18 protein-coding genes are annotated in these 25,288 nt (G+C 39.1%); 6 read left to right on the top strand and 12 right to left on the bottom strand.

Features of this window, described 5'->3' with window-relative positions; genetic code table 11:
• Positions 1 to 206: 206 nt before the first annotated feature.
• The 9 genes from GMJ66_RS09790 to GMJ66_RS09750 form a co-directional block, all read right to left on the bottom strand.
• Complete coding sequence (locus tag GMJ66_RS09790; RefSeq protein WP_156290140.1) at positions 207 to 2,225, bottom strand: TRAP transporter permease; 2,019 nt, start codon at positions 2,223 to 2,225, stop codon at positions 207 to 209.
• Complete coding sequence (locus GMJ66_RS09785; RefSeq protein WP_156290139.1) at positions 2,212 to 2,748, bottom strand: DUF1850 domain-containing protein; 537 nt, start codon at positions 2,746 to 2,748, stop codon at positions 2,212 to 2,214. Before GMJ66_RS09785 ends, GMJ66_RS09790 begins: the two co-directional genes overlap by 14 nt.
• A 163-nt stretch (positions 2,749 to 2,911) precedes the next feature.
• Entirely contained in the window at positions 2,912 to 3,907 is a 996-nt protein-coding gene (locus GMJ66_RS09780; protein ID WP_156290138.1) for a TAXI family TRAP transporter solute-binding subunit, read from the bottom strand.
• 325 nt (positions 3,908 to 4,232) lie between these two features.
• Positions 4,233 to 5,162: an ABC transporter ATP-binding protein gene (locus GMJ66_RS09775; RefSeq protein WP_156290137.1), complete on the bottom strand. Its 930-nt coding sequence runs from the start codon at positions 5,160 to 5,162 to the stop codon at positions 4,233 to 4,235.
• On the bottom strand, positions 5,162 to 6,205 hold the full coding sequence (locus GMJ66_RS09770) for an ABC transporter ATP-binding protein (RefSeq protein ID WP_156290136.1): 1,044 nt from the start codon (positions 6,203 to 6,205) through the stop codon (positions 5,162 to 5,164). The genes GMJ66_RS09775 and GMJ66_RS09770 overlap by 1 nt, the downstream gene beginning before the upstream one ends.
• Before the next feature lie 19 nt (positions 6,206 to 6,224).
• Entirely contained in the window at positions 6,225 to 7,376 is a 1,152-nt protein-coding gene (gene opp3C, locus GMJ66_RS09765; protein ID WP_156290135.1) for an oligopeptide ABC transporter permease, read from the bottom strand.
• Between the two features lie 2 nt (positions 7,377 to 7,378).
• Complete coding sequence (opp3b, locus tag GMJ66_RS09760; protein WP_156290134.1) at positions 7,379 to 8,308, bottom strand: oligopeptide ABC transporter permease; 930 nt, start codon at positions 8,306 to 8,308, stop codon at positions 7,379 to 7,381.
• Between the two features lie 151 nt (positions 8,309 to 8,459).
• Positions 8,460 to 10,109, bottom strand: a complete 1,650-nt coding sequence (locus GMJ66_RS09755) for a peptide ABC transporter substrate-binding protein (protein ID WP_156290133.1) — start codon at positions 10,107 to 10,109, stop codon at positions 8,460 to 8,462.
• A gap of 631 nt (positions 10,110 to 10,740) precedes the next feature.
• The gene (locus GMJ66_RS09750; RefSeq protein WP_156290132.1) at positions 10,741 to 12,426 is read right to left on the bottom strand and encodes a peptide ABC transporter substrate-binding protein; all 1,686 of its coding nucleotides are present in this window, start codon (positions 12,424 to 12,426) and stop codon (positions 10,741 to 10,743) included.
• 318 nt (positions 12,427 to 12,744) lie between these two features.
• Here GMJ66_RS09750 and GMJ66_RS09745 point away from each other — a divergent pair, with 318 nt between their 5' ends.
• On the top strand, positions 12,745 to 13,107 hold the full coding sequence (locus tag GMJ66_RS09745; protein ID WP_156290131.1) for a DUF3899 domain-containing protein: 363 nt from the start codon (positions 12,745 to 12,747) through the stop codon (positions 13,105 to 13,107).
• Positions 13,108 to 13,520: 413 nt separating this feature from the next.
• On the opposite strand, the gene GMJ66_RS09740 is transcribed toward GMJ66_RS09745, so the two are convergent.
• Entirely contained in the window at positions 13,521 to 13,763 is a 243-nt protein-coding gene (locus GMJ66_RS09740) for a hypothetical protein (RefSeq protein ID WP_407939218.1), read from the bottom strand.
• 192 nt (positions 13,764 to 13,955) lie between these two features.
• Between GMJ66_RS09740 and nikC the strand changes: the two genes are divergently transcribed.
• Genes nikC through GMJ66_RS09720 form a run of 4 tightly spaced genes read left to right on the top strand, consistent with a single transcriptional unit; the run spans position 13,956 to position 17,893 of the window.
• Positions 13,956 to 14,858 (top strand): nickel transporter permease, encoded by a 903-nt coding sequence (gene nikC, locus GMJ66_RS09735; RefSeq protein WP_156290130.1) that lies wholly within the window; start codon positions 13,956 to 13,958, stop codon positions 14,856 to 14,858.
• Between the two features lie 16 nt (positions 14,859 to 14,874).
• Complete coding sequence (locus tag GMJ66_RS09730) at positions 14,875 to 15,831, top strand: ABC transporter permease (protein ID WP_156290129.1); 957 nt, start codon at positions 14,875 to 14,877, stop codon at positions 15,829 to 15,831.
• A gap of 21 nt (positions 15,832 to 15,852) precedes the next feature.
• Positions 15,853 to 16,902 carry an ABC transporter ATP-binding protein gene (locus GMJ66_RS09725; protein WP_156290128.1) on the top strand — a complete coding sequence of 350 codons (1,050 nt, stop codon included), beginning with the start codon at positions 15,853 to 15,855 and terminating at the stop codon, positions 16,900 to 16,902.
• Entirely contained in the window at positions 16,874 to 17,893 is a 1,020-nt protein-coding gene (locus GMJ66_RS09720; RefSeq protein ID WP_156290127.1) for an ABC transporter ATP-binding protein, read from the top strand. The genes GMJ66_RS09725 and GMJ66_RS09720 overlap by 29 nt, the downstream gene beginning before the upstream one ends.
• 273 nt (positions 17,894 to 18,166) lie before the next feature.
• Here the strand turns inward: GMJ66_RS09720 and GMJ66_RS09715 are convergent, their stop codons facing one another.
• Positions 18,167 to 19,813, bottom strand: coding sequence for a glutathione ABC transporter substrate-binding protein (locus GMJ66_RS09715; RefSeq protein ID WP_407939217.1), 1,647 nt, complete (start codon positions 19,811 to 19,813; stop codon positions 18,167 to 18,169).
• A gap of 416 nt (positions 19,814 to 20,229) precedes the next feature.
• Here GMJ66_RS09715 and GMJ66_RS09710 point away from each other — a divergent pair, with 416 nt between their 5' ends.
• On the top strand, positions 20,230 to 21,522 hold the full coding sequence (locus GMJ66_RS09710; protein WP_156290126.1) for a hypothetical protein: 1,293 nt from the start codon (positions 20,230 to 20,232) through the stop codon (positions 21,520 to 21,522).
• A gap of 389 nt (positions 21,523 to 21,911) precedes the next feature.
• On the opposite strand, the gene GMJ66_RS09705 is transcribed toward GMJ66_RS09710, so the two are convergent.
• On the bottom strand, positions 21,912 to 25,085 hold the full coding sequence (locus tag GMJ66_RS09705; protein WP_156290125.1) for a DEAD/DEAH box helicase: 3,174 nt from the start codon (positions 25,083 to 25,085) through the stop codon (positions 21,912 to 21,914).
• Between the last annotated feature and the right edge of the window lie 203 nt (positions 25,086 to 25,288).

The following is a 25,288-nucleotide window of genomic DNA, read 5'->3' as shown; positions in this document are numbered from 1 at the left end:
CACATCGAAAATCAATAGACATTATTTCAGGCTGATTCGTAAGCAATGTAAATCAATGTCTGTGTTACAGAAAATCGGGACTTCAATATGCTTTGGCTACTCACTTATAACCCATCCTATTAAGCAACAAACTAAAGAATAAAACCAAATTAAAAAATGACCAGAAATAAATCTGATCATTTTTTCTAGTTGTCTTAGCTGATTCTTTAGCCATGTGCTTGTTGTTTCTTGTCTTCTGCTTTTCCTTTTGTCATAAACTGTATGACAAGTAGCACAACAAAGATAACAAAGCCAAACAGGTCGGTATTTCCTTCTGGGTAGATGAGCATTAATCCTGTCACAACCGTGATGATTCTTTCTATCCAGTGAAGTTTTCGATACCAGAAACCTATCAGTCCGGCTCCAATCGCGATCATTCCAACTATGGCCGTAATTAGTGAAAACGTAATTTCTCCTGCTGTTGCATCAATCATCAATAATTGTGGATTTAATACAAACATGTATGGAATGATGTAAGCTGCAATCGCAAGTTTCGATGCGTTAAATCCTGTTCGAATTGGTTCCCCGCCAGAGATACCGGTTGCAGCAAAGGCTGCCAGTGCTACCGGAGGCGTAATATCTGCTACTATACCAAAGTAGAACACAAACATATGTGCTGCCAGGATAGGAATAGCAATTGGCAACTGATCATTTAATGCTAGAATAGCAGGTAAAGCAATGGTCGAAGTAATAATATAGTTTGCAGTTGTTGGTGAACCCATTCCTAAAATGATGGAAGTTATCATCGTAAAGAATAAGGTTAACAGCAATTGCATCTCTATGGAGTTTGCAATTGCACCAGCAATATCCACTAATCCATTTCCCAATTTCAAACCTAGGCCTGTTTTCGTTACGACCCCAACGATAATACCAGCACAGGCCGTTGCTGCTGCAACACCTAATGCAGTACGAGCACCAGAAGTTAATGCATCGATAATTTTACGAATTGTAAATTTGCCTTCATGTAAGAACATATTGGTTTCTTTACTAAACATGCTGACTAAAATTGTAATACCAATCCCGTAAAGCGCTGTTCTTTCAATACTATATCCTTCAAATAGCAAATAAACAATGGCAACGATTGGTAATAGTAAGTAAATCTTCTTAAACACAGCTTTTCGGTTAGGCATTTCCTCTTTGGATAGTCCTATCAAACCCAATCGTTTTGCTTCCAAGTGGGTCATAATCCAAATGCCGGAAAAATATAGAATAGCTGGAATCAATGCAGCTTTAGCGATGTCCCAATAGCCCACACCAGCAAATTCAATCATCAGGAAGGCTGCAGCACCCATAATCGGTGGCATAATCTGCCCACCAGTCGATGAGGCTGCCTCTACTGCACCGGCAAAATTAGGTCTGTACCCTAACCTTTTCATCATCGGAATCGTGTAGGAACCGGTTGTTACGGTGTTGGCAACCGAACTTCCGGAGATCGTTCCGTTTAATGCACTGGAGAAGATCGCCACTTTAGCTGGTCCACCTACACGTCTCCCGGCAATAGCAAGCGCCAAGTCATTAAAATACAGCCCGACCCCACTTTGCACTAGAAATGCACCAAATAATAGAAACAGGAAAATATAGGTAGATGATACTTGTAATGGCGTACCTAAAATACCTTCTGTTGTAAAGAACATAGAATTAATTAACTGACTAAGACTTAATCCCCTATGAGCAAGCATTCCCGGCATATATGGTCCGAAATAGGCATAGATCAAAAAGAGCATGGCAATAATTGTTATCGGAAGACCTACTGCACGTCTTGTAGCTTCTAATACTAGTAAAATAGCTAATCCACCAATCACCATCTGTGCTTCATCGATTCCGCCAATTTGCTGAACTAACGTATCATAAAATACTGGCCAGTAACCTGCAACAATGATCGATAAAATGACAAGAATCCAATCATACCAAGCAACATAATTCTTACTTATTCCCCTCTTAGCCGGGAATAATAAGAATATTAGTGATAATGCAAAACCTAAGTGAATCGTTCGTTGAATATAAGCAGTATAGGCACCAAATGCCCCTGTATAAAGCTGGAATAATGAAAATGCAATTAATCCCAGGAAGACCAGCCAGCCAGCAAAACCTGTAAGTTTACGTGTATTTGCTTCTGCGTCATACTTTTCTAGCAGTTTCTGTTGTTCTTCTTCGGTTAATTGCTCTTTTTCCTTATTTTGACTCATGAATCTTCACTCCTTTCATGTATTCCCAAAGTGAAATTCTATCCACTTTCACAGTAAACCATGCACCTGGTTCAAAATATTCATTAAACCAGACCAAATGCTGTTCTTCGTTATCTTCCGTACCCCAAATCAAGCGATGTTCTGAAACGGTCTTCCCATTTCGGACATTAATCGAGGGAAAAACATTATCCATATTTCTTATATGATATTTTCCATCTTCATATACAAATGTTTCTCCTTCTTCTGCATTAGAAGGCATTCCAATTCCAAATTCCTCATAAACAAACTCATACTGCTCTATTTCGAGATTATTGGTTACTCTATATTTTTCAACAACATCGGTTAAATGAATGGAATGCTTAAAGATAATTTGGAAAGTGTCTCCCGTATTAATAGGCAAAAAAGCTTCTATGTTCGTTGTGTTTTCGTCATAAAAGACTAATGCGGTACGATAGGGAACGAATAAGACGGTGAGTGTGCTGAGCAGAGCGATAAAGGAAAGTAATAACTTATTTAATTTCATAAAACAGTCCACCTATTCAATACCTTATAAATAGTTATGTAGTGAGGGCCATTTATTATTATAGCATAAAATGACCGGCAGCAAACACCTATACAGGATAGGATTGACAGCCGGCCTTTTATGTTTATTTTCTATTGCTTTTTTAGAGGATGTTCAAAAATCTTTATTGACTTATTCCTTCTTCATCAAAGTATTTTTGTGCCCCAGGGTGCAAGTCAATACCAACACCATCTAAAGCAGATTCTTTTGTAATAAATTCACCCTTAGCATGGGAAATAGTGTCTGCATTATCAAAAATAGCTTTTGTAATGTCATAAACAACATCTTCAGAAAGCGTATCTGTAACAGCTAGCATGGCAAGTACAGCTACTGTATTGACATCCTCATCAATTCCACCATACGTACCTGCTGAAATAGTGTCCGCAGCATAGTACGGATATTGTTCAACTAACTCATCTACTTTATCTTGAGAAATTGGAATGATGCTTACGTCTGTAGTCGCTCCTAAACCTTCCACTGCACCAGTTGGAGTACCAGCTGTAATGAATGCTGCATCAATATTTCCATCTTGAATCCCACCAGTAGATTCACCGAAGTCCAAGTTCTGTGCATCAATGTCATCCATTGTTAAGCCATGTACTTCAAGAATTTGCTCTGCATTAATATATGTTCCAGATCCCGGTGCACCGACAGAAACTTTTTTCCCTTCCAAGTCTTCTACCGATTCAATTCCGGAATTCGCAGTTGTAACGATTTGTATGGTTTCTGGATATAAAGATGCGATTGCTAAAACATTATCGACTGGATTACCGTCAAATGCATTAATTCCTTCTACCGCATTTGCCACAACGTCAGTTTGAACAAATGCCAGCTCCGTTTCCCCATCTTGTAAGGCAATCACGTTATCCGCTGATGCATTGGAAGAAACTGCATCGGTTTGAATACCCGTTTCATCCGAAATAATGTTAGCCATTTCTCCACCAAGCGGGTAATATGTACCACTTGTTCCACCAGTATACATACTCAAGAATTGTGGAGTGTCTCCACCTTCATCCCCACCTGCACCAGTATCGCCTTCATTATCGCCGCCACCGCAAGCTACTAATACCATAGATAGAATGAGTAGCATAGCAAATGATAAAATTGTTCTCTTTTTCATATAAAATCCCCCTTTTTTTCTCATAGTTACCTGTCAACATTCTATTACACTTATACATCTATTGTCAAACAATTCTTCATTTAGAAAGTATTGCTAAAAACGACATGTCCCAGAACAACTACATATATTGGAACAGAACATAATAACTCAACAAATAAATTATTTGTAAAATAACCCTGCTACTATACATCATAAACCGCATTCAGCCTTCACTGTTTGGAAGATGAATAGAGCCGGTATTTACTGGCTGGTCCCCACTTACAACTCCTTTTGAAGCAGTAGATACACAGCCAGTTAATTGGAAACTTAGTAACAGACCCATCCATTATTTAAGTTCTTTTTTATACTGTTCAAATTCCTTCGATGTACAGCGTACCCAGTGTCGAGGGCTGATTTCTCGAAACTCAGGCTCTTCACTCGTATCATGTACGGTTGGGTCATATGGTACTCGTATGCGATTACGCTCATATTCCGGGTCAGGTAATGGTATAGCAGTAAGCAATGATTTCGTATAAGGGTGAATCGGATTGTTGTAAAGCTCATCACTATCCGCAAGTTCCACCAGGTTACCTAAATACATCACACCGATACGATCACTAATGTATTTCACCATCGATAAGTCGTGGGCGATAAATAAATAGGTTAAGCCACGGTCTTTTTGCAGCTTCTTAAGCAAATTAACAACCTGCGCCTGAATGGACACGTCCAGTGCGGAAATTGGTTCGTCAGCAATGATAAGGTCCGGCTCTACCGCTAAAGCACGAGCAATACCGATACGCTGACGCTGCCCGCCACTGAACTCATGCGGGAACCTGTTTGCATGTTCTTTATTTAAACCAACGACCTGTAATAATTCTTCAACGCGCGCTTTTCGTTCTTTTTCATTTTTAACTAACTTATGAATATCCAAGCCTTCTGCAATAATGTCCATTACGGTCATACGTGGATTTAGAGATGATGAGGGATCCTGGAAGATCATTTGCATTTTACGATTAAATTTTAATAATTCTTCCTTTGATTTTTTCCCATGTACATCTTCCCCATTAAATTTCACTTCTCCGCCTGTCGCTTCATACAAACGAATAATCGTTCTTCCTGTTGTGGATTTCCCACTACCGGATTCCCCAACTAAGCCGAACGTTTCCCCTCTATAGATATCAAAGGTTACACCATCTACAGCCTTAACCGTTTTATGACGACCTGCATGAAAGTGTTTCTGCAGATTCTTTACTTCTAAAATCTTATCTTCTGCCATTATTGGTCACCTCCACTGTTTGCGAAGCCTTGCATTCGTTTTTTCACCGATTCAGGAGGTTCGATCTTTGGAGCATCTTCATGCAGAAGCCATGTCGCCGCATAGTGCGTGTCGGTAACTTTAAACATAGGCGGCTCCATCACAGCATCAATTTCCAGCGCAAATTTATTTCTAGGTGCAAATGCATCTCCCTTTGGCGGATTGAGCATATCAGGCGGACTCCCGGGAATGGCGTATAATTCCTCATCAGCATTGTCCAGGGTAGGCATCGAACCAAGTAGTCCCCATGTGTATGGATGTTTTGGATTATAAAAAATATCATCCACTGTTCCATATTCTACAACCTTACCTGCATACATTACCGCTACACGGTCGGCGACATTCGCTACAACACCGAGATCATGGGTAATAAAGATAATCGCACTATCGGTTTCCTTTTGAATATTCTTCATCAATTCCAAAATTTGCGCCTGAATTGTTACATCAAGTGCTGTTGTCGGTTCATCGGCTATAAGCACTTTAGGATTACACGCCAAGGCAATTGCAATGACCACACGTTGACGCATCCCACCGGAAAACTGGTGCGGATACTGGTTTATACGAATTTCAGGATTGGGAATTCCTACTTGATCTAACAGCTCAATCGCTTTTTTCCTCGCATCACTGCGATTCATATTTTGATGCTTTATCAAGCCTTCCATAATCTGATTCCCAACTTTCATCGTCGGGTTTAACGATGACATCGGATCCTGAAACACCATGGACATGTCTTTACCACGGATTTTCTGCATCTCTTTATTTGATTTTTTAACTAAGTCCTCTCCTTCAAAAAGGATCTCACCAGACTTAATCACACCTTGAGGCTTAGGCAAAAGTCCCATTAGCGCACTTGTTGTCACCGATTTACCGGAACCGGACTCCCCAACAATTGCTAATGTTTCCCCTTTATTTAAATCAAAGCTAACACCACGAACAGCTTGTACCTCACCATTGTAGGTGTTAAATGATACAGCTAAATCTTTGACTTCTAATAATTTACTCATTTAAGGACACCTACCTTTATTATTTATGCATTTTCGGATCAAATGCATCACGTAATCCATCACCAATTAAGTTAAATGCAATCATAATGACCGAAATTAAAATAGCCGGAAATACGAGCATGTACTGATATAGCATAATATTGTCAAAACCTGTATTTATAAGCGTACCTAATGATGCTTCTGGCGGAGTGATACCTAATCCGATAAAGCTAAGAAATGCTTCAAAGAAGATCGCATCTGGAATATTAAACATCGTGTTAATAATGATGATTCCACTTATGTTTGGCAATAGATGCCTCATAATGACGTTTCGGTTGGTTTGACCTAAGGTTCTTGCGGCAAGCACATATTCCTGATTTTTCTGCTTCATGATTTCCCCACGGACGATACGTGCCATACCTGTCCAGCCTGTAATCGTAAGTGCAACAACAATTGAGGTAATACCTGGATCGAGGACTAGCATCATCAATAGGATAATAACAAGATTCGGAATTCCTACAAGAACCTCTAAAATCCGCATTAATACGTCGTCCACTTTGCCACCATAGTAACCAGCAATACCACCATAGGCAACACCGATCAACAAACTAATAATGGCAGCGACAAATGCGATAAGCAGGGAAACTGTTGTCCCTTCCCAAAGTCTTGTCCACTGGTCACGTCCTAATGTGTCTGTACCTAACCAGAAGTACGTATCTTCCATATCCTTTGCTTCATAGATATGATACGTCGCTTTTACTTCCGCAGAATTTTTCGTTCCGTCCCCTTCGTCAAGGACTTTAATGTCAATAAATTCCTCGTCACTCTTGTATCTGGAAAACGCATTCTGTGTCGCGTGATCTGCTGTGTCCCCTTTAAATGTATCACTAAGAACACCACTAAAACCCAACCACGATATATCTTCCAGCACAGGTACACGTGCTGGCATTTTTGCAACAGATAAATCCTGGTCGTCTATTCCATGTTCATTCATTCCTGGACCAGTAAAACTCATTAGAATAATAATAACTAGGACAATCATGCTTGCTACTGCTAGTTTATTTTTAAAGAAGGTACGTCTTGCATCCTGCATGAACGTTCTGCTTGGAGCAGATATTTTTTCACTTGTATCCTCTTTTTGCTTCATAAGGACAAGTAGTTCTTTTGGTATATTGTTATCTTTTCTATCCATAATCAACTATCCCCTCCGCTAATTCTAATTCTAGGATCAATTAGTCCATACAGAAGGTCGATTATCAAAATAATGGTAATGAACAATGCCGCAAATAGCAGCGTTGTACCCATTATGGTTGGGTAATCATTTACCATAACCGAGTTTACAAACTGCTCCCCAATTCCAGGGATAGCAAATATTTGTTCGATAACCATGGATCCAGTCATTAAACTAACTGCCATCGGACCAATAACGGTTACTAATGGTATTAAAGCATTACGTAAACCGTGTTTAAATACGATCCCCGGTTCACTTACACCTTTTGCACGAGCAGTTGTAATAAAGTTTGAACCTAATACCTCCACCATTTCTGTTCGCACAAAACGAGCAGCCGTTGCCATCGGGAAGATCATTAAGGCAATGGTTGGCAGTATCGTATGTTTAAAATCGCCCCATAACGCAACCGGGAACCATTCCAATTGCGCAGCAAACACAAACTGGAGGAGACCTGCAAACACGAAGTTGGGGATAGATGTACCTAATACAGCGATAACAGTTGAGGTATAATCGAGAAAACCATTATGAGATATAGCTGCAATCAGACCTAGGAGAACTCCTAAAATGGTCCCTACCACCAGTGCTTGTGCACCTAATTGTGCGGATGGTCCTATTCGGTCCATTAATATGTCTGTTACTGGTGTATTACTAAACGCAAAGGAAATACCTAAATCCCCTTGCAATAGACCACCAATATATTTAACATATTGGACAGGAACCGGGTCATTTAATCCGTATTTTTCCAGGACAATTGCCTGTTGCTGTTCACTTAATTTATCTTCAGCATTAAGCGGGCTTCCTGGCAGCATCTTCATTAGAAAGAAAGATAATGTTGCAATTATAAATAATGTAACTAACATATACATTACCCGTCGTAAAATATAACGAACCATTCTCGCACCTCCCAATTATATAGTCAAACCAAAAAATAAGAATGTTCATTATTATGAGATACTTTACCCATAATGGAACAAGAGAGCATGTTTCACGACATACTCTCCTGTTTTATTTTGCATGGTATATGCTTTTTTTAAACGAATTTATTTATTCTGCAGAATTAACACTAGCCCATTTGTATTCATAGTCTGCTCCGAATGGATTTCTAATTACACCTTCTACTTTAGGAGAAATCAATTGTGCTTGAGCACGTTGGTAGATTGGTGCAATTGCTGCGTCTTCAAATAAGATTTTTTCTGCTTCTAGGAAGTTTTCATAACGAGCAACGTTGTCTGCTGCAAGTTCCTTCCCGGCTTCATCAATTAACGCATCATATTCTGAGTTGGAGTAACCCATTTTATTATTTCCACCGTCTGTGACAAATAGGTTTAAGAATGTGTTCGGATCAAGATAGTCCGGCCCCCATCCCGATACTTGCAAATCATAGTCCATATCTGTATCTAAGTCTAAACGTTGTTCAAATGGAACTTGTTTAATTTTAACAGATAATCCTGGTAAATTAGTAGATAATTGGTTTGCAAGGAACTCAGACATCAATTTAGCTGTTTCACTATCGTCACCAAGTAGTTCAATTTCTACTGTGTCTGTTCCAAGTTCTTCTAAACCATTTTCCCAGTATTCTTGAGCTGCTTCTATGTCGTATGTTACAAGGTCCCCATTGACATCACGGAAATCTTCATTCGTTTCTGGTAACGTAACAAAGTCTTTCGGAACAAGTCCGTTTGCCACGATAGAACCGTTATTTAGAATTTGATTTACAATACCTTCTTTATCAAAAGCTCTACTTATCGCTTTACGAATGTTATCGTTTGCTAAAGCTTCATTACTAGTTTGATTCATTTTGAGGTAAAACACTGTAGCTTCTGGTGTTACATTATAATCATCGTGTGTTGAATATTGATCTACAAGGTCAGAGCTTAGACCAGCACGATCTACTGAACCTTCTTCATATAGTCTTACCTGTGTTGTAGCATCTTTAACTACAACATGGTTAATGCGATCTAATTGTACCGTTTCTGCATCCCAGTAGTCCTCGTTCTTCACAAGATCCCATTCATTTGCAGTACTTGTCCAATTTTCTAGAGTAAATGGACCATTAAAAAGTAATGTATCTGTGCTTGTTGCAAAGTCGTCACCTTGTTCTTCAACAAACTCTTGATTTAGTGGTAAAAAAGTACCGAATGTTGTAAGTGATTCGAAGTATGGAACAGGCTGTTCTAGTTCAACAACTAGCGTGTAATCGCCTTCAGCTCTAACACCTAATTCTTCCACTTCTACCTCACCAGTATTTACTTCCTTAGCATTTTTAATAACATCTTCCATCATGTATGGACCATATTCAGATCCTGTATCTGGATCTACAGCACGTTGCCATGCATAAACAAAGTCATGAGCTGTTACAGGGTCACCATTAGACCAGGTAGCACCTTCACGCAGGTGGAATGTCCATGTAGTAGCATCATCACTTACCTCGTGATCAGTTGCGATACCTTCTACAGGTTGTGCATTTTCATCTAAGCGATATAAACCTTCCATAGTTGATCCTAAAAACTGAAACGCATATTGGTCCGTTGCCAAGGATGGATCCATAGTAGGAATAGTATCTCCATTAACGAAATTAAGTACTTGTTCCCCTTCTTCAGCCGGCTTAGACTCTTCTGTATCGCCACCACATGCCGCTAATACAGTTAATAATAAACCTAGCGCTAATAATAACGCCCAATTTTTCAGCTTCATTCTGCATCCTCCCTATAGTTGTTTTTTTCTGAATTTTCCATAAATAGAAGCCATACAATAAATGTTACAAGAAAAATTATACGCCCCATACTTTAATTTTGTAAAGGTTTTTTTAAGAAGAATTACATAAAATTTTACAAGATACGACAAAATCTGACATTTTACGACATGACTTACTCAGAACGTTTTCGAATATTATTAAGTTTGTCATAAATAAATAAAAGTAGATTTAACTGCAATTTGCGAAGAATTTCGTCTTTAATTTTAACACTACTTCTATAAAATTGAAATTACGATGAAGTTCTAAGAATTGGAAATTACAAATTAAAACTGTATTATACACAACACAAATGGTAAAAAAAGCCCGACGTAACTGAAATGATATTCTTGTACGTTTCACTGCTCCGGAAAACACTGCGCACCCCTAAGGATGCAACTTGAAGACCACGGGATGACGTTTTTCCTCGAGGAGGCTAAAAGCGCGGGCGTGCCCCTAACGTGCGCTACTGCCCGTAGCGGAAATCTACGCTACACTACACTTATCTTAATGTGAAGGAAAAAAACAAAATTTAAAATAAAAACGGGGAAATGCACTTTTTTATCATGCAAATCCCCGTTTTTTTATCCTTCTTTATTCAGAGCCAACACTAGCCCATTTATACTCGTAAGTCGCTCCAAATGGATTTACAAATACCCCTTCTACTTTAGGAGAAACGAGCTGTGCCATGGCACTTTGGTAAATTGGTGCTATTGCCGCATCTTCAAACAAGATTCTTTCGGCTTCCAGGAAGTTTTCATAGCGAGCCTCATTATCCGTAGCAAGTTCTGTTGCTGCTTCTTCAATTAAAGCATCATATTCAGAATTGGAATAACCCATCTTGTTGTTTCCGCCATCAGTTACCCATAAGTTTAAGAAAGTATTTGGATCAAGATAGTCAGGTCCCCATCCTGCTACTTGGATATCATAATCCATGGCAGTGTCTAAATCCAAACGCTGTTCAAATGGGACATTTTTCAATGTCACGTTTAGCCCTGGTAAGTTGGTTGATAATTGATTTGCAATATATTCATTCATTACTTTAGAAGTTTCCGTATCGCCACCCAATAATTTCAGTTCGACTGTATCTGTTCCAAGCTCTTCCAGTCCTTTTTCCCAGTATTCCTGAGCAGCTTCCACATCGTAAGTTACCAGGTCCCCACTTGCTTCACGGAAGTCCTCACCAGATTCAGGCATTGGAGTAAAATTAGCTGGAACAATACCGTTTGCAACGATTGATCCATTGTTTAAAATTTCATCTACTAATGCTTCTTTGTTAAACGCTCTGCTTATCGCTGCACGAATATTTTTATTAGCTAACGCTTCATTTCGAGTTTGATTTAATTTGAGATAGAACACTGACGTTTCCGGAGTCACTTGATAGTCCTCATGGGTTGAGTATTGATCAACTAAATCGGACGAAATGCCAGCCCGGTCTACCGTTCCTTCTTCATATAGCCTTACTTGTGTTGTCGAATCTTTTACAACAGTATGATGAATTCGATCCAACTGTACTGTTTCTGCATCCCAATAATCTTCATTCTTCACAAGATCCCATTCACTTGCCGTACTTGTCCAATTCTCTAGTGTGAACGGTCCATTGAATAAAAGAGTATCGGTACTTGTTGCAAAGTTATCTCCTTGCTCCTCAACAAACTCCTCATTTAGTGGTAAAAATGTTCCAAAAGTAGTTAATGACTCAAAATAAGGGACAGGCTGCTCCAGTTCTACCACTAACGTGTAATCATCCTCCGCTCTTACACCCAGTTCTTCCAACTCTGCTTCCCCTGCATTTACTGCATCGGCATTTTTAATAACGCCACCCATCATGTATGGACCATACTCTGATCCCGTTTCTGGGTTAACTGCACGCTGCCAAGCATAGACAAAGTCATGTGCTGTTACAGGATCACCATTGGACCATGTAGCGTCTTCACGTAAATTAAAAGTCCATGTTAATCCGTCATCACTTACTTCATGACCTTCCGCAATCCCTTCTACAGGTTCTGCATTTTCATTTAAGCGGTACAATCCTTCCATCGTCGCTCCTAAAAACTGAAATCCATATTCGTCTGTTGCCATGGATGGATCCATCGAAGGAATGGTATCGCCATTAATGAAATTAAGTACTTGATCCCCTTCTTTAGCCGCCTGGTTTTCTGTCGCATCTTCATTGTTTTCTTCTGCAGGTGTTTCCTCTGTATCTCCACCCCCACCACAAGCAGCTAAAACTAATACTAATAAGCATAGTAAAAATAGTATTTTGCCTTTTACATCCATAAATCGGATGACCTCCTCTTCAAAGTTATTATTTATTAGAGCATGTTCATTTGTACATATAACACTTGCTCTATTTTTAGCATCGGTTTATATTGTCTCCTGTTCAGGGGAAAATAATGTATCCGTTTAAGAGGATGTTCAAAAAGTTCGGTGAAAATGACACATCGAAATTCTTCGTTGGCTCGAACTTCTCGGTCCTTTTCATCCTCCTTTTTGAACACGCAATTTAAAGGTTCTTTCTACATTTCGGCAAAGTCCCTGTTATGGTATAATGACTACCGTTATAGGATTGTAAAAGACGATTAAAGGTGACTAAACATGAAAAAAAATAAAGGCTTCTACCTAATAATTAACTTGATTGTTATTATTCTCATTTATGTTATTTTTTCAACCGGGTATAACATTGTAAATCTCATCAATACGTTTTTTTATATCAGCTTCTTTTATCTAATTATTACGCTGTTCCTTTACACGAAACGAGGCGGCTTTTATGACGGAATAACATTTAGTTTTCGGAGATTTGCCAGTATCATGTCAAGAAACAAGGATTATTTGGAGGAATGGAAGGAAAAGCCACTCCCTTCCGAGAAGCGAAATGATACGTTTTATCATATTGTCAAATTTCAGGCTATTGTTTTTCTAATTATCTTCGTTCTGTTATTACTTCTGTATTATATGTAATAAAAGGCTGTTTTCAAAAAGGTGGGGACTGTAACTTATTATTTATGAGCGCTTTAAATGGCTCCGGAAATACACTTCGCTTTCCGCGGGGCGGCTGGTGAGCCTCCTCGTGCTGTCTTCTTTAGGGGTCTCACCGATGCCTTTCTTCCCGCAGGAGTCTCCGTGTATTTCCTCCGCTGGTTTTGTGTTAATCACCTTTCTATCTGAGGGCTGCTAATCGATGTTTAATCTGCTTATAGAACAGTTTTTTCTCTAAAACAAAAATAACTTCTTTTTGATGTAACACTACTCTGTTGGAAAATAAGTAATTAGAATTCTTACGATCAAAGGTGCACGACTGCTCGTAGCGGAAATCAACAGAGCACTATACTAAGTCGGAATTTATATCAATTACAAGGTTTCAACAACAAAATCTACAAAAGAGTCAATAAAAAGAGAGTAAGAATTGCCAATATGGCATTCTTACTCTCTTTTAAATAAAAGTTATTCCGTACCAACGCCCATTTATATTCATAGGTTGCTCCAAATGGGTTAACAAACACACCGTCTACTCTTTGAGAAACTAATTGTGCTCTGGATGCTTGATAAACTGGTGCGATGGCCGCATCCTCAAATAGTACTTTTTCTGCTTCAAGGAGATTGTTATAGCGTGCCACCTTGTCTGTAGCAAGTGTAGTTGCTGTATATTAAACTAAGTATTTTTAATAAACCCTTTTTCTGCATACTAACTTTCTTCACTTATTGTTTGTTATTTTAGAATATTTTATTTATTATAAATAAACAAACTATGATACAATTGATAATAGGAATTTCTATATTTCAAACAACTGCAAGAAAGGGTGAAGATAATGAGTGATCCTGTACAGATGATGAATAAGAGCAATTCTGTCATCAAACCTTCTAACCCCAAAACTAAAAAATGGATAGACATATTTGACAAGCTTAGAAAAAATAAGTCAGCTATGGTTGGTGCAGCTTTAATTATTTTTTTATTACTTGTCGCTATCTTTGGCCCCTTTTTTTCACCATATTCACCAAACACCCAAGACATGTTAAACAAACTCCAGCCCCCTTCCAGTGACCATTGGTTTGGAACGGATAACTTCGGGAGAGATATTTTTAGTCGGATTATTCATGGAACATGGATAACTCTGTTTGTGGGCTTTTCCTCTGTTGCTCTAGGTGCAACGGTTGGCACATTGCTCGGAATTATTTCAGGGTATTATGGTGGGAGGTTGGATAGTATTATCATGCGCTGTATGGATGTTCTGTTAGCTTTTCCTGGTATTTTATTAGCACTTGCTATCGTAAGTATTCTGGGCGGAAGTTTAGTAAACGTTATCATCGCGATTGCTATTTCATCCATTCCCATATTTGCCAGAATTACACGGGGATCTACCTTATCAGTTAAAAAACTGGAATATATTGATGCAATGAAGGCACTAGGTGCAAGTGACCGTCGTATTATTTTTAAGCATATTTTTCCGAATATTACATCCCCAATTATCGTTCAAGCAACATTATATATTGCTACAGCTGTTTTATCGGCAAGCGGACTATCCTTCCTCGGTTTGGGTGCACAGCCCCCAACACCTGAATGGGGAGCCATGTTAAGTGATGGTCGAAACTTCTTATACAATGCACCACATGTTGCCTTTTTTCCTGGAATTGCAATTGTCGTGGCAGTTCTTGCTTTCAATATGTTTGGTGACGGATTACGAGATGCCTTTGATCCGAAGTCAAAAGAATAAAGAGAGGTGATTTTAGTTGTTCAAATTTATCGTAAGAAGAATCATCCAAACAATTCCCGTGATTATCGGGGTAACTATCATCGTATTCAGCATGATGCACCTGGTTCCTGGTGACCCGGCACAAATTATGGCAGGAGAAAGCGCACCAGCACAACAGGTTGAAAATATTAGAGAAAGACTAGGCTTAAATGAGCCATTACCTAAGCAGTATTTAAGCTATCTCGGAAATGCCCTTCTAGGAGACCTGGGTAATTCCATGCGTAGTGGGCGTGCTGTTACAGATGAAATTAGTGCACGCTTTTGGGTAACAATTGAGCTGGCGATTTACAGCACCATACTTGCCGTATTTATTGGGTTAATAGCAGGAGTTATATCTGCAACCAAAAAATACTCACCTCAGGATACGATTATTATGCTTATCGCCCTTTTCGGCTTGTCCATGCCTAACTTCTGGCTGGGCCTTATGTTAATTCAATGGTTTTCCATCGGGATAGATTTACCGAACTGGTTTCCATTTATTAATGACACAAGCTGGTTTAAACCATCTGGATGGGGAAGCTTCCAGCAAATTGTTTTACCAGTTATTACATTAGGTACCGGCAGTGCAGCAATTATCGCTCGGATGACTCGTTCCAGCATGCTTGAGGTGATTGGACAGGATTATATACGTACAGCCAGAGCAAAGGGAATCAAGGAAAGAATCGTCATTTACCGACACGCACTTAAAAATGCATTAATACCTGTTGTAACAGTTGTTGGACTACAGTTTGGCGGTCTACTTGGAGGGGCTGTTCTTACCGAAACCGTTTTCGCCATAAATGGGATGGGGAAACTTGTCATTGATTCCATTGCAGCAAGGGACTTTCCTGTTGTTCAGGGCACCATTTTAGTTATTGCTCTCTTATTTGTTCTTGTCAATTTATTCGTGGACATTACATACCGGCTATTAAACAAACGAATTGATTTGGATTAATTTTTTAGAAAGGAGATTCAAATGAAAAACAACACATCGAAAGAATATGAAAATATATTAGAAATTAATCATCTCCAAACATCTTTTTTTACTAAAAATGCGGAAATTAAAGCGGTAGATGGATTATCTTTTACAATTCCTAAGAAAAAAACACTCGGTGTCGTAGGGGAATCCGGCTCCGGAAAAAGTATTACCTCCTTATCAATTATGCGCTTAATCGATAATCCCGGAAAGATTGTTGGTGGAGAGATTTACTTCAAGGGCGAAGATTTGCTTCAAAAAAGTGAATCAGAAATGCGAAAGATACGTGGAAACGAAATTTCGATGATTTTCCAGGAACCGATGACTTCATTAAACCCAACGTTAACAGTTGGACAGCAAATAAGTGAATCATATATTACCCATCAGGAATTAAGCAAAAAAGAGGCGAAACAGAAGTCGCTTGAAATGTTAAAGCTTGTTGGGATTCCATCTCCTAAAAAAAGGCTGAAGCAATACCCACATGAATTATCAGGAGGAATGCGGCAGCGAATTATGATTGCAATGGCACTTGCATGTGATCCTGATTTACTCATCGCTGACGAACCAACGACTGCTCTTGATGTTACGATTCAAGCACAAATACTGGATTTAATTAATGAACTGCAGGACCGCCTCGGAATGGGTGTCCTATTAATCACTCACGACCTTGGTATTGTTGCAGAAACATGTGATTATGTCGCAGTCATGTATGGTGGCCAGGTCATGGAGTTTGCTGATGTGAAATCATTGTTTACTCATCCTAAACATCCATATACAGTTGGATTAATGAAATCCATCCCTCCTCATGATCGTGATGTGGAAGGAGACTTAGATGTCATTAAAGGATCGGTACCGAGTCCTGTTGAAATGCCTAATGGCTGCCGATTTGCTCCCCGATGTCCATTCGCAACAGACCTCTGTCATCAAAAATTGCCAAATATTGAAACCGATTCATATGGTAATCAGATTCGCTGCTGGATTTACTCGGACGAATGGGATGGAGACCCGGAGGTGAATGTTCATGCAAAAACAACAGAAGGAACTACTTAAAGTAACAGAATTAAAGCAATACTTCCCAATCAAGGGCGGCATACTTGGGAAAACAATAAATTATGTAAAAGCGGTGGACGGGATAAGCTTTACCATCTATGAAGGAGAGACATTAAGTATAGTTGGAGAATCCGGCTGTGGCAAATCAACAACAGGTAGAGCGATACTGCGCCTGGATGAACCAACATCAGGAAAAGTAGAATTTAAAGGGGAAGATTTACTGTCGTACAGCAAAAAGAAAATGAACCAGGAACGAAAAAATATGCAGATTATTTTCCAGGACCCCTATGCATCGATTAATCCAAGACAAACCGTTCGGCAAATATTAAACGAAGCACTGGAAATACAAAATGTTGTACCAAAAAAAGAAAGAAATCAGCGAGTGATTGAACTATTAGAAACGGTTGGCTTGGGAGAACATCAGTTGGATCGCTACCCCCATGAATTTAGCGGCGGACAACGACAGCGAATCGGAATTGCCCGCGCTCTATCGGTTAATCCGGAATTAATCGTTGCAGATGAAGCCGTCTCAGCACTCGATGTTTCCATTCAGGCACAGGTTATTAATCTATTGAAAAAATTACAAAGAGAATTTCAATTAACCTACTTATTTATCTCCCATGACCTTGGTGTAGTACGCCACATTTCTGACCGAATCATTGTCATGTACTTAGGAAAAATAGTTGAAATTGCAGATAAAAAGTCTCTATTTAAAAATCCGAAACATCCTTATACTAAAGCATTGCTTTCCGCAATTCCGAGTACCGATGTCGAGAAGGAAAAACAGCGTATTATCTTAGGGGGGGATGTCCCTTCTCCTATTAATCCTCCAAGTGGATGCAGGTTTCACACGCGCTGTCCTTTCGCTACAGAACTATGTAAAACAGAAGAGCCAAAACTCAGAAGGATGGATATGATGAAAGAAGGACATCAAGCAGCCTGTCACTTCATCGAAACAGTAGAAGCAAATGAAAAACAGCCAATATTGTAGGATACATCTTACTGATTTTAATATATTACTCATAAGTGATGGTTTTGCGCTCAAAAACCAGGGATGAACGCTCAAAAGTGATAAATATGCGCTCATAACCTGGGGCTACACGCTCATAAGTAAAGTTATGTAGTACTTTTCATCAATTATCAGAATTAAAAAGCAGTAAAACCTAAGAAAGGATTTTTTAATATCATTTCCATTCTACGTCAAGTGGCATAGTCATAAAAATATCAAAATACCCTAGGATATAAGAATCCTAGGGTATTTTGATTACTCTTCAATTGTTACATCTTGCAGTTGCAGGATTTGCGTTGGCAGCTGAGTTAAACCCTTAACCGAATCATTCACACCTAATAAGTAGTCTTGGTGGTGTATATAAAGCATCGGTGCGATATCTACAAGTAATTCTTGAATTTCACTATAAATTTCTAAACGGGTATCTGGATCTGGTTCCTGTCGGGCTTGATCTAGAAGCTCATCCAGCTCAGGGTCTTTCGTAAATGTACGATTACCAGGTTCCCCAACATTATTGGAATGGAACAATGCATATAATCCATAATCGGCATCCCCAGTAACTGTAGACCACCCTAAGATGAACATATCATGCTCTCCATTTGCAGTTTGTTCTAAATACGCTCCCCACTCCACTACTTCAATTTCTACGTCGATACCAAACTCAGCAAGCTGCGCCTGGATATTTGTTGCTGTATCCATACGTTCTTGGTTATCATTTGTCCAAAGTGTTGTAGAGAATCCATCCTCATACCCAGCTTCAGCTAGTAATTCCCTTGCACGAACCGGGTCATGTTCCAATCCAGAAGCATTTGGATCATAACCGAAGACATCTGGAGCAAGTGGCCCAATCGCCGGTGTTCCAACTCCTTCATAAATACCGGTAATAATTTGCTCCTTATCAATTGCCATATTAATCGCTTGACGTACTAAGGGATCATCGAATGGTTCTTTCTCCATATTAAAACCAATATAAGAAAGACTTACACTTCCTTGCTGTGCTACATGAATTCCATCCGTTGCTTCCACTTGTGCCCTGTTATTCGGACTGATTGGATTGGCAATATGAGATTCACCGGTTTCCAGTTCAGCAACCCGTGTCAATGGCTCACTGACTACCTTAAACGTGACAGAATCTAATTTCGCATGCTCCCCCCAATAATCATCGTTTCTTACTAATCGAATATACGAACCGGGCTCCCATTCATCAAACACGAAGAATCCAGTACCAGTTGGGTTTTCATTAATCACACTTCCTGGCTCAGCCCCATCTTCCATTGCAGCATAATCCGCTTCAATTTGTTCCAAGGAAACCATCGCACCTCCACTATGCGCTAAATGGGCTGGAAGTGCAGAAAATGGATATTCTGTTGTAAACCGAACAGTATAATCATCCACTACTTCAATATCTGTAATCATTTCGTACAAAAACGATCTGGGTGACGCTACATCCGGGTCAAGCACACGCTCAATATTTGCTTTCACTACTTCCGCATTAAAATCAGAACCATCATGAAACTTAACTCCTTCACGAAGTTTAAATTCCCACACATTATCTTCCACTGCTTCCCAGGTTTCCGCTAAACTTGGCTGAACTTCCATATTTTCATCCTGCTTAGTAAGCGACTCATAAATGTTTGCTTGCACATCACTTGACGGAACATCATTGGAACCAGCTGGATCTAATGAAACGGCATCCGAATTATTAGCAATGACCAAATCCCCGCCTCCAGTTGTTCCACTCTCTTCATTTGAGGATTCTCCACTTTCATCTGTAGTTTCCTCTGCAATATCTTCCGTTTCTTCCAGGGAAACGCTGTCATCAGGCTCACTTGCACAGGCAGCCAATAACAGACTTAAAGAAATCGTTAAAGTGAAAAATAAAAACAGCTTTTTCATCTTCACAATCTAACCCCCCATTTTTTTTACTACAATTTTATACTACAAATAGATACTAAAAATATAACCCAAAATCAGAAATAATTCAATATAAATTATTTTCTAAATAGTTAGTTATAAGAAAAAAGCGCATAGAGTTAGCAAGACTTCTTGACAATATTATGAAAATTCAATATGATAGTAGTAATTACTATTGACTTTAAAGGAGGGTGAAAATGCCATTTTTTAGCAGCTAGAATCTTCTTCCCCATGATTTGATGTTTCATTTAGGAGCAAACTTTACCATTTTTATTAGGCCTGGACGGAGATATAACGATAAATGCTACAGAAGTTCAAATACTTGGTGAATGCTGTAGCTGCACTATCCATATATCTTTTGATAAATTTGTTTAATAATCTTATGAAAAGGAGTAGTGTCATTTATGCAAGTAAAGATTGCCGTGTTTGGGAGAGAAGATTCCATTGCCAAATTTAATCATTTAGCTGATAAGCAGAACGATGTAGAAGTAGTATCCTTTACATATGAAAAGGAAGAGGAAACGGTAGAATTAATTGAAAAGGCTTTCATGTGTGATGTTTATATTTTTACAGAAGCTATTTCCTTTTTATATGTAAAGCAAAAGGTTGAGAAAAAGCGATTACCAACGATACAAATTCCTCATGATGAACACATGGTTCTTACTAATTTATATCAGCTGAAAAACTCCGTTGGTCAAAATGTAAAACGCCTGTCTGTGGATATAGACAATAAGGATGTAGTCCATCGAGTCATTGATGAATTAAAGTTGAATAGCCAGGATATATATATCTATGATTATGGCCTGGATTTACAACCCTCCATTGAAAAAATTGTTAATCATCATGCTGGATTATGGCAGGATGGAAAAATTGATTATGTTCTTACTTCTGTTAAAAGCGTAGAGCGTCAACTCAAAGAGAGGAATATTCCTGTTAACTCCATGATTATTCCGGATATTAATTCAGAAGAAGCTATCAAACAGGCTAAATCCACGGTGAGACTGGATTTAAGCAAGAGCGCACAAATTGTTACCGGTTACATCCAAATCAAAGAACCTGATAAAACCAGAAACGAATACGGTGAACAAGGTCTAAAGGACATCATGTCAAAGCTAAGTGATATTTTAACTAAATTCAGTAAAAAGACAGACATCTCCATCTTTCCAGTCAGTGATTACAAAATAGTTTTAATTGGTACAAAAGCTTTAATTAACCATTTAACGAATCATTATCGTGATTTTCCATTGTTGAGAGAAATTCAATCAGAAGTAAACGTTCCCATTGATTTCGGCTATGGATTAGGGCTAACTGCAAAACAGTCTAATATCAACGCCGAAATCGCTCTCGAAATATGCAATAAAACGGATGAAAGCAAATGCTATATTGTCAATGAAAGACAGGAAACGATTGGGCCTATCGGTGTCAAAAAAGAATTTGATGCGTCTAAGCTCTATCACGCGCTCATTCACAAAGCCCGCTTAAACAATGAATTATCTTATAATTTCATTGATTTCATTCGAATCCGGAATAACGAACCTTTCTCATCCAATGATGTCGCAAAATATTATAATGTGACAAAGCGAAGTGCAGAACGAACCGTTAACAAGCTATTAAACGGTGATGTCATTAAAGTTTCAGGAGAAGAAAGACCCTATCAAAAAGGGAGACCAAGAAAACTATTTACGTTAAATCAGTGATTTTGTTTAAGGTAATTGGATATGGAGGATTGTAATCTGATAGCTTGAATTCAGGGGGAGGCCTGAATTCTGGCTTTTTGTTTTTTTGGTTTGGGTGGGTGAGACGCGGGACTTTTACTTGGTTAGTGGTCGTTTTTGGGAGCGGGTCGCGCGACTTTACTTGGTTGGCGTTCGATTTGAAGGAGTGCTCACGCGGGTTAACTTGGTTGGCGTTCGATTTCGGGGAGCGCTCGCGCGAGTTAACCTGGCTGGCGTTCGATTTCGGGGAGCACTCGCGCGAGTTAACTTGGCTGGCGTTCGATTTCAATGGGCGCTCGCGCGATTTGCTTCACTTTTCCAAACTAAGAAAAAAGCCAGACACTCGCTCCACGCAAGCATCTGACTTTTATTTATATACTCAATAATTCACGAACATCATCTTCACTGAGGCTGGACAGCATCGTCTCGCCTGGCTGGATGACTTGATCGATTAACTCACGCTTTTTCTGTTGTAAGTCATAGATTTTTTCCTCTATTGTCCCTTCTGTCACAAGACGAATGACCTGAACCACATTTTTTTGCCCGAACCGGTGAGCACGGCCTGTTGCTTGATCTTCTACAGCGGGATTCCACCATAAATCATATAAAATAACCGTATCTGCACCAGTTAGATTTAATCCAGTTCCACCGGCTTTTAAAGAGATAAGAAAAATACTCTTTTCGCCATTATTGAAGCGTTCACTCATTTCTACACGTTCTTGGGACTGTGTTTGCCCACTTAGGTAGAAATAATCAAGTCCCTCTTTTTCCAGACGCTCTATAATAATTTCATGCATACTAGTAAACTGTGAAAAGATTAGCATCCGTTTTCCGTTTTCAATCGTACTTCTTACCGTTTCCATCAGCTGCTCCAGTTTTCCGGATTGCCCTTCATAGTTTTCAATAAACATGGAAGGGTGGCAGCAAATTTGCCGTAATCTGGTTAAGCCAGCTAAAATTTTCATTCGGTTTTGATTAAATCCACTTTCTTTCATGGATTGAGCTGCTTCCTGTTGTACCTGTCTTAAATAGCCGACATATAAATCTTTCTGGTCCTTTGTTAACTCCGAAACATGGACGGATTCGATTTTTTCCGGCAATTCCTTTAATACATCTTTCTTTAAGCGGCGAAGTATAAATGGTTTCGTAATCATTGATATTTTTTCGTTCGATAATTGCTTAAAGGTTCGCTGGTTTGGCATTAGTCCTGGCAGAATAACCTGGAAAATCGCCCATAATTCATCAATGGAATTTTCAATTGGCGTGCCGCTTAGCGCAAACTTTCTTGTTGCTTTCACTTCCCGCATTGCCCGTGATGTTTTCGTTGCATAATTTTTAATATATTGCGCTTCATCTAAAATTAAGCTTTGGAATGTTCTTTCGCGATAGAGCTCTATGTCCTGCCGTAATGTGGCATAGGAAGTAATCCAAACATCCATATCTGTCATTTCTTCCATTTTATGATGGCGCTCTGATGGGGCTCCTGTCATAATGGCAACCTTTAAATCAGGAACAAATTTCTCAAACTCGTTCTTCCAATTGTAGACAACTGATGACGGGGCAACAATTAAGTGTGGCCCGTGAACTACTGGTTCAGAGGCAATATAGGCAATGCTTTGCAAAGTCTTTCCTAAACCCATGTCATCGGCCAATATCCCTCCGAGATGATAATGACTTAATGACTTAAACCATTGGTACCCAGTCATTTGATAACTCCTGAGTGTTGCTTGGAGGTTGTCTGGTAAATCATAAACCTGCTCTTCAGGGGACTTGAGATGATGCAGTAATTTTCGAAATGATGGATCATAGCTTTTATCCGTTTGAATCATTTCATCCAGCTGTGCTCCCCGATACACAGGCATCTGTACATTCCCCTGCTGAATATCCTGTTTTCCGATGTCCATGTCTTTAAATAATTGCTGCATAGACGTGAATTCTTCCCCTTCCAAGGAAAGAAGTGCCCCATCCGGCATTCGGTAATAGCGTTTCTTCTCGATGACCGCATCTAATATTTTATTTATCTCAGAATCATCCACACCATCTATATCAAAGCCAATTTCCAGTAAATTAGCAGATGTCTCCAAGCGAACATTCGTGCTCGGAATCGGATCTGTTTCCACAATGAAACTACGAATTTCTGATGTCAAAAATAATTCGACATGCTGATCGAGAATCGGTATGACGTGATAGAGGAAATCGTACATTTCCTCTTCATCCGCTTCAATATAAAGTTCCTTTCCATTGTAATGGAAGTTGGCATGTTCAATCAGCTGCATGATGTACTGTTCCTTCTCAATATCACGAATGATAATAACATCACCATGCTTACGGCCATTAAACGGATCAATCAAGTGTTCCCCATAATGATATTCCAGCTTCCCGACAATCCAATCTTCCTTAACGTCCAGAAATAGCTTAGCCCGTAAAGGAACCTGAATAATTTCCGATTTCACATGTTCCGACGCCTCTACATTTCCGATTTTCCGTAATGATGGTAGCACCTCGGAGACAAACGCATCAGCTTGCTGTTTCGTAATTGGCAGTTTGAAATCTTCCATCCCAAATCCGACCATCTCCTCGATAATAGGAATCTGGTCCTTTGTAGGATAATAGAACGTACCTTGCGCAAATAGAATCTCATATGGTTTAAAGTAAATGGCCCCTGTGACATCCTCCATCGTTAGCATCAAATCATCACGTTCATTTTTCGTTAGTGCGAATTCAAATGGCAATGTTTCTTTTTCAATGGTTATATCTTTGTATGTCCCTTCCTTTGAATCCACAACAAAATCCCGTTCTGTCAGCTTTTCTAAAAGCTCTTTGGCAAGAAAAGGCGGAATGACAACGGAACGTCTATCATTCACATCTCCCTGATAATGATAGAATCGGTACCCATTGTAGACTTCCTCATTCCTTCGTATGGAATAAAGCATCTCAAATATTTCCAAATCCTGTTTATGAAAATAATGACTGTCCGTGCTATAGGTGAATTTTTTCGTGAAATAGTAATCTCTGCCCAGAAGCACATCACGAATAAAGTCGAATGCATCTTTTACGACATAACGATGTGATTCTCCAGCTTTTAATTCTATAACTATATTTCTGTCATATGACCACTTACAGTAATATTCGACATGCATCGGTCTTTTATCAGGCAAAATTTCAGCACGCTGACTTGCCTGAGTAACAGATCCTAACCTATCGATGAATCGGCTTGTTAATTGATAGTTATAGTTTTCCGTCCCCTTCACATCATTTTGTTCTTTATTTGCAATAGTGATTAAGGCAGCAACTATATGTTTACATGAACCAAATGTGTCAAATGCAGGACAGTCACAATACGTATCAATCGAACCTTTGTCCATATCGCGCATATTAATCTCGACAAAATAATCCTCTGAACCATGAACCGTCGCAGACCACACTTGATAATTGATATCATATAATAGATCACTTACTCTATTCTGTTTATAGTACTCCAATCCACGCCGGTAAATAACAGACGGAAATAAACGTTGGAGATGAAAATCGCTAAGTCTTTTCACAACACCATTAACCTACCTTCTGCCAATCTCTCTATATTTTTAACAAATTATTATATTCTATTGTAAACGAGTCACTTCTGTTTTTAAACCCTTCCAACTTAAAAGGTTAGCTTTCGTTTTCTTTCACTTAATTACTAGGTTAGGAAATTCGACAGTAGTTTATACCCGTAAATCTTAGAAAAACTCGCATTCGCTCGTATTTT

Origin of the sequence: Oceanobacillus salinisoli (assembly GCF_009733865.1) — a bacterium.
Lineage (GTDB): Bacteria > Bacillota > Bacilli > Bacillales > Amphibacillaceae > Oceanobacillus > Oceanobacillus salinisoli.
Note: the sequence above shows the minus strand (reverse complement) of the source record. Positions and strands in the feature narration are given on the sequence as shown.

What these genes read in the sequence shown, in the direction of transcription:
- GMJ66_RS09790 (WP_156290140.1), bottom strand. Translation starts at nt 2,225, where the DNA reads ATGAGTCAAAATAAGGAAAAAGAGCAATTAACCGAAGAAGAACAACAG.
- GMJ66_RS09785 (WP_156290139.1), bottom strand. Translation starts at nt 2,748, where the DNA reads ATGAAATTAAATAAGTTATTACTTTCCTTTATCGCTCTGCTCAGCACA.
- GMJ66_RS09780 (WP_156290138.1), bottom strand. Translation starts at nt 3,907, where the DNA reads ATGAAAAAGAGAACAATTTTATCATTTGCTATGCTACTCATTCTATCT.
- GMJ66_RS09775 (WP_156290137.1), bottom strand. Translation starts at nt 5,162, where the DNA reads ATGGCAGAAGATAAGATTTTAGAAGTAAAGAATCTGCAGAAACACTTT.
- GMJ66_RS09770 (WP_156290136.1), bottom strand. Translation starts at nt 6,205, where the DNA reads ATGAGTAAATTATTAGAAGTCAAAGATTTAGCTGTATCATTTAACACC.
- opp3C (WP_156290135.1), bottom strand. Translation starts at nt 7,376, where the DNA reads ATGGATAGAAAAGATAACAATATACCAAAAGAACTACTTGTCCTTATG.
- opp3b (WP_156290134.1), bottom strand. Translation starts at nt 8,308, where the DNA reads ATGGTTCGTTATATTTTACGACGGGTAATGTATATGTTAGTTACATTA.
- GMJ66_RS09755 (WP_156290133.1), bottom strand. Translation starts at nt 10,109, where the DNA reads ATGAAGCTGAAAAATTGGGCGTTATTATTAGCGCTAGGTTTATTATTA.
- GMJ66_RS09750 (WP_156290132.1), bottom strand. Translation starts at nt 12,426, where the DNA reads ATGGATGTAAAAGGCAAAATACTATTTTTACTATGCTTATTAGTATTA.
- GMJ66_RS09745 (WP_156290131.1), top strand. Translation starts at nt 12,745, where the DNA reads ATGAAAAAAAATAAAGGCTTCTACCTAATAATTAACTTGATTGTTATT.
- nikC (WP_156290130.1), top strand. Translation starts at nt 13,956, where the DNA reads ATGAGTGATCCTGTACAGATGATGAATAAGAGCAATTCTGTCATCAAA.
- GMJ66_RS09725 (WP_156290128.1), top strand. Translation starts at nt 15,853, where the DNA reads ATGAAAAACAACACATCGAAAGAATATGAAAATATATTAGAAATTAAT.
- GMJ66_RS09720 (WP_156290127.1), top strand. Translation starts at nt 16,874, where the DNA reads ATGCAAAAACAACAGAAGGAACTACTTAAAGTAACAGAATTAAAGCAA.
- GMJ66_RS09710 (WP_156290126.1), top strand. Translation starts at nt 20,230, where the DNA reads ATGCAAGTAAAGATTGCCGTGTTTGGGAGAGAAGATTCCATTGCCAAA.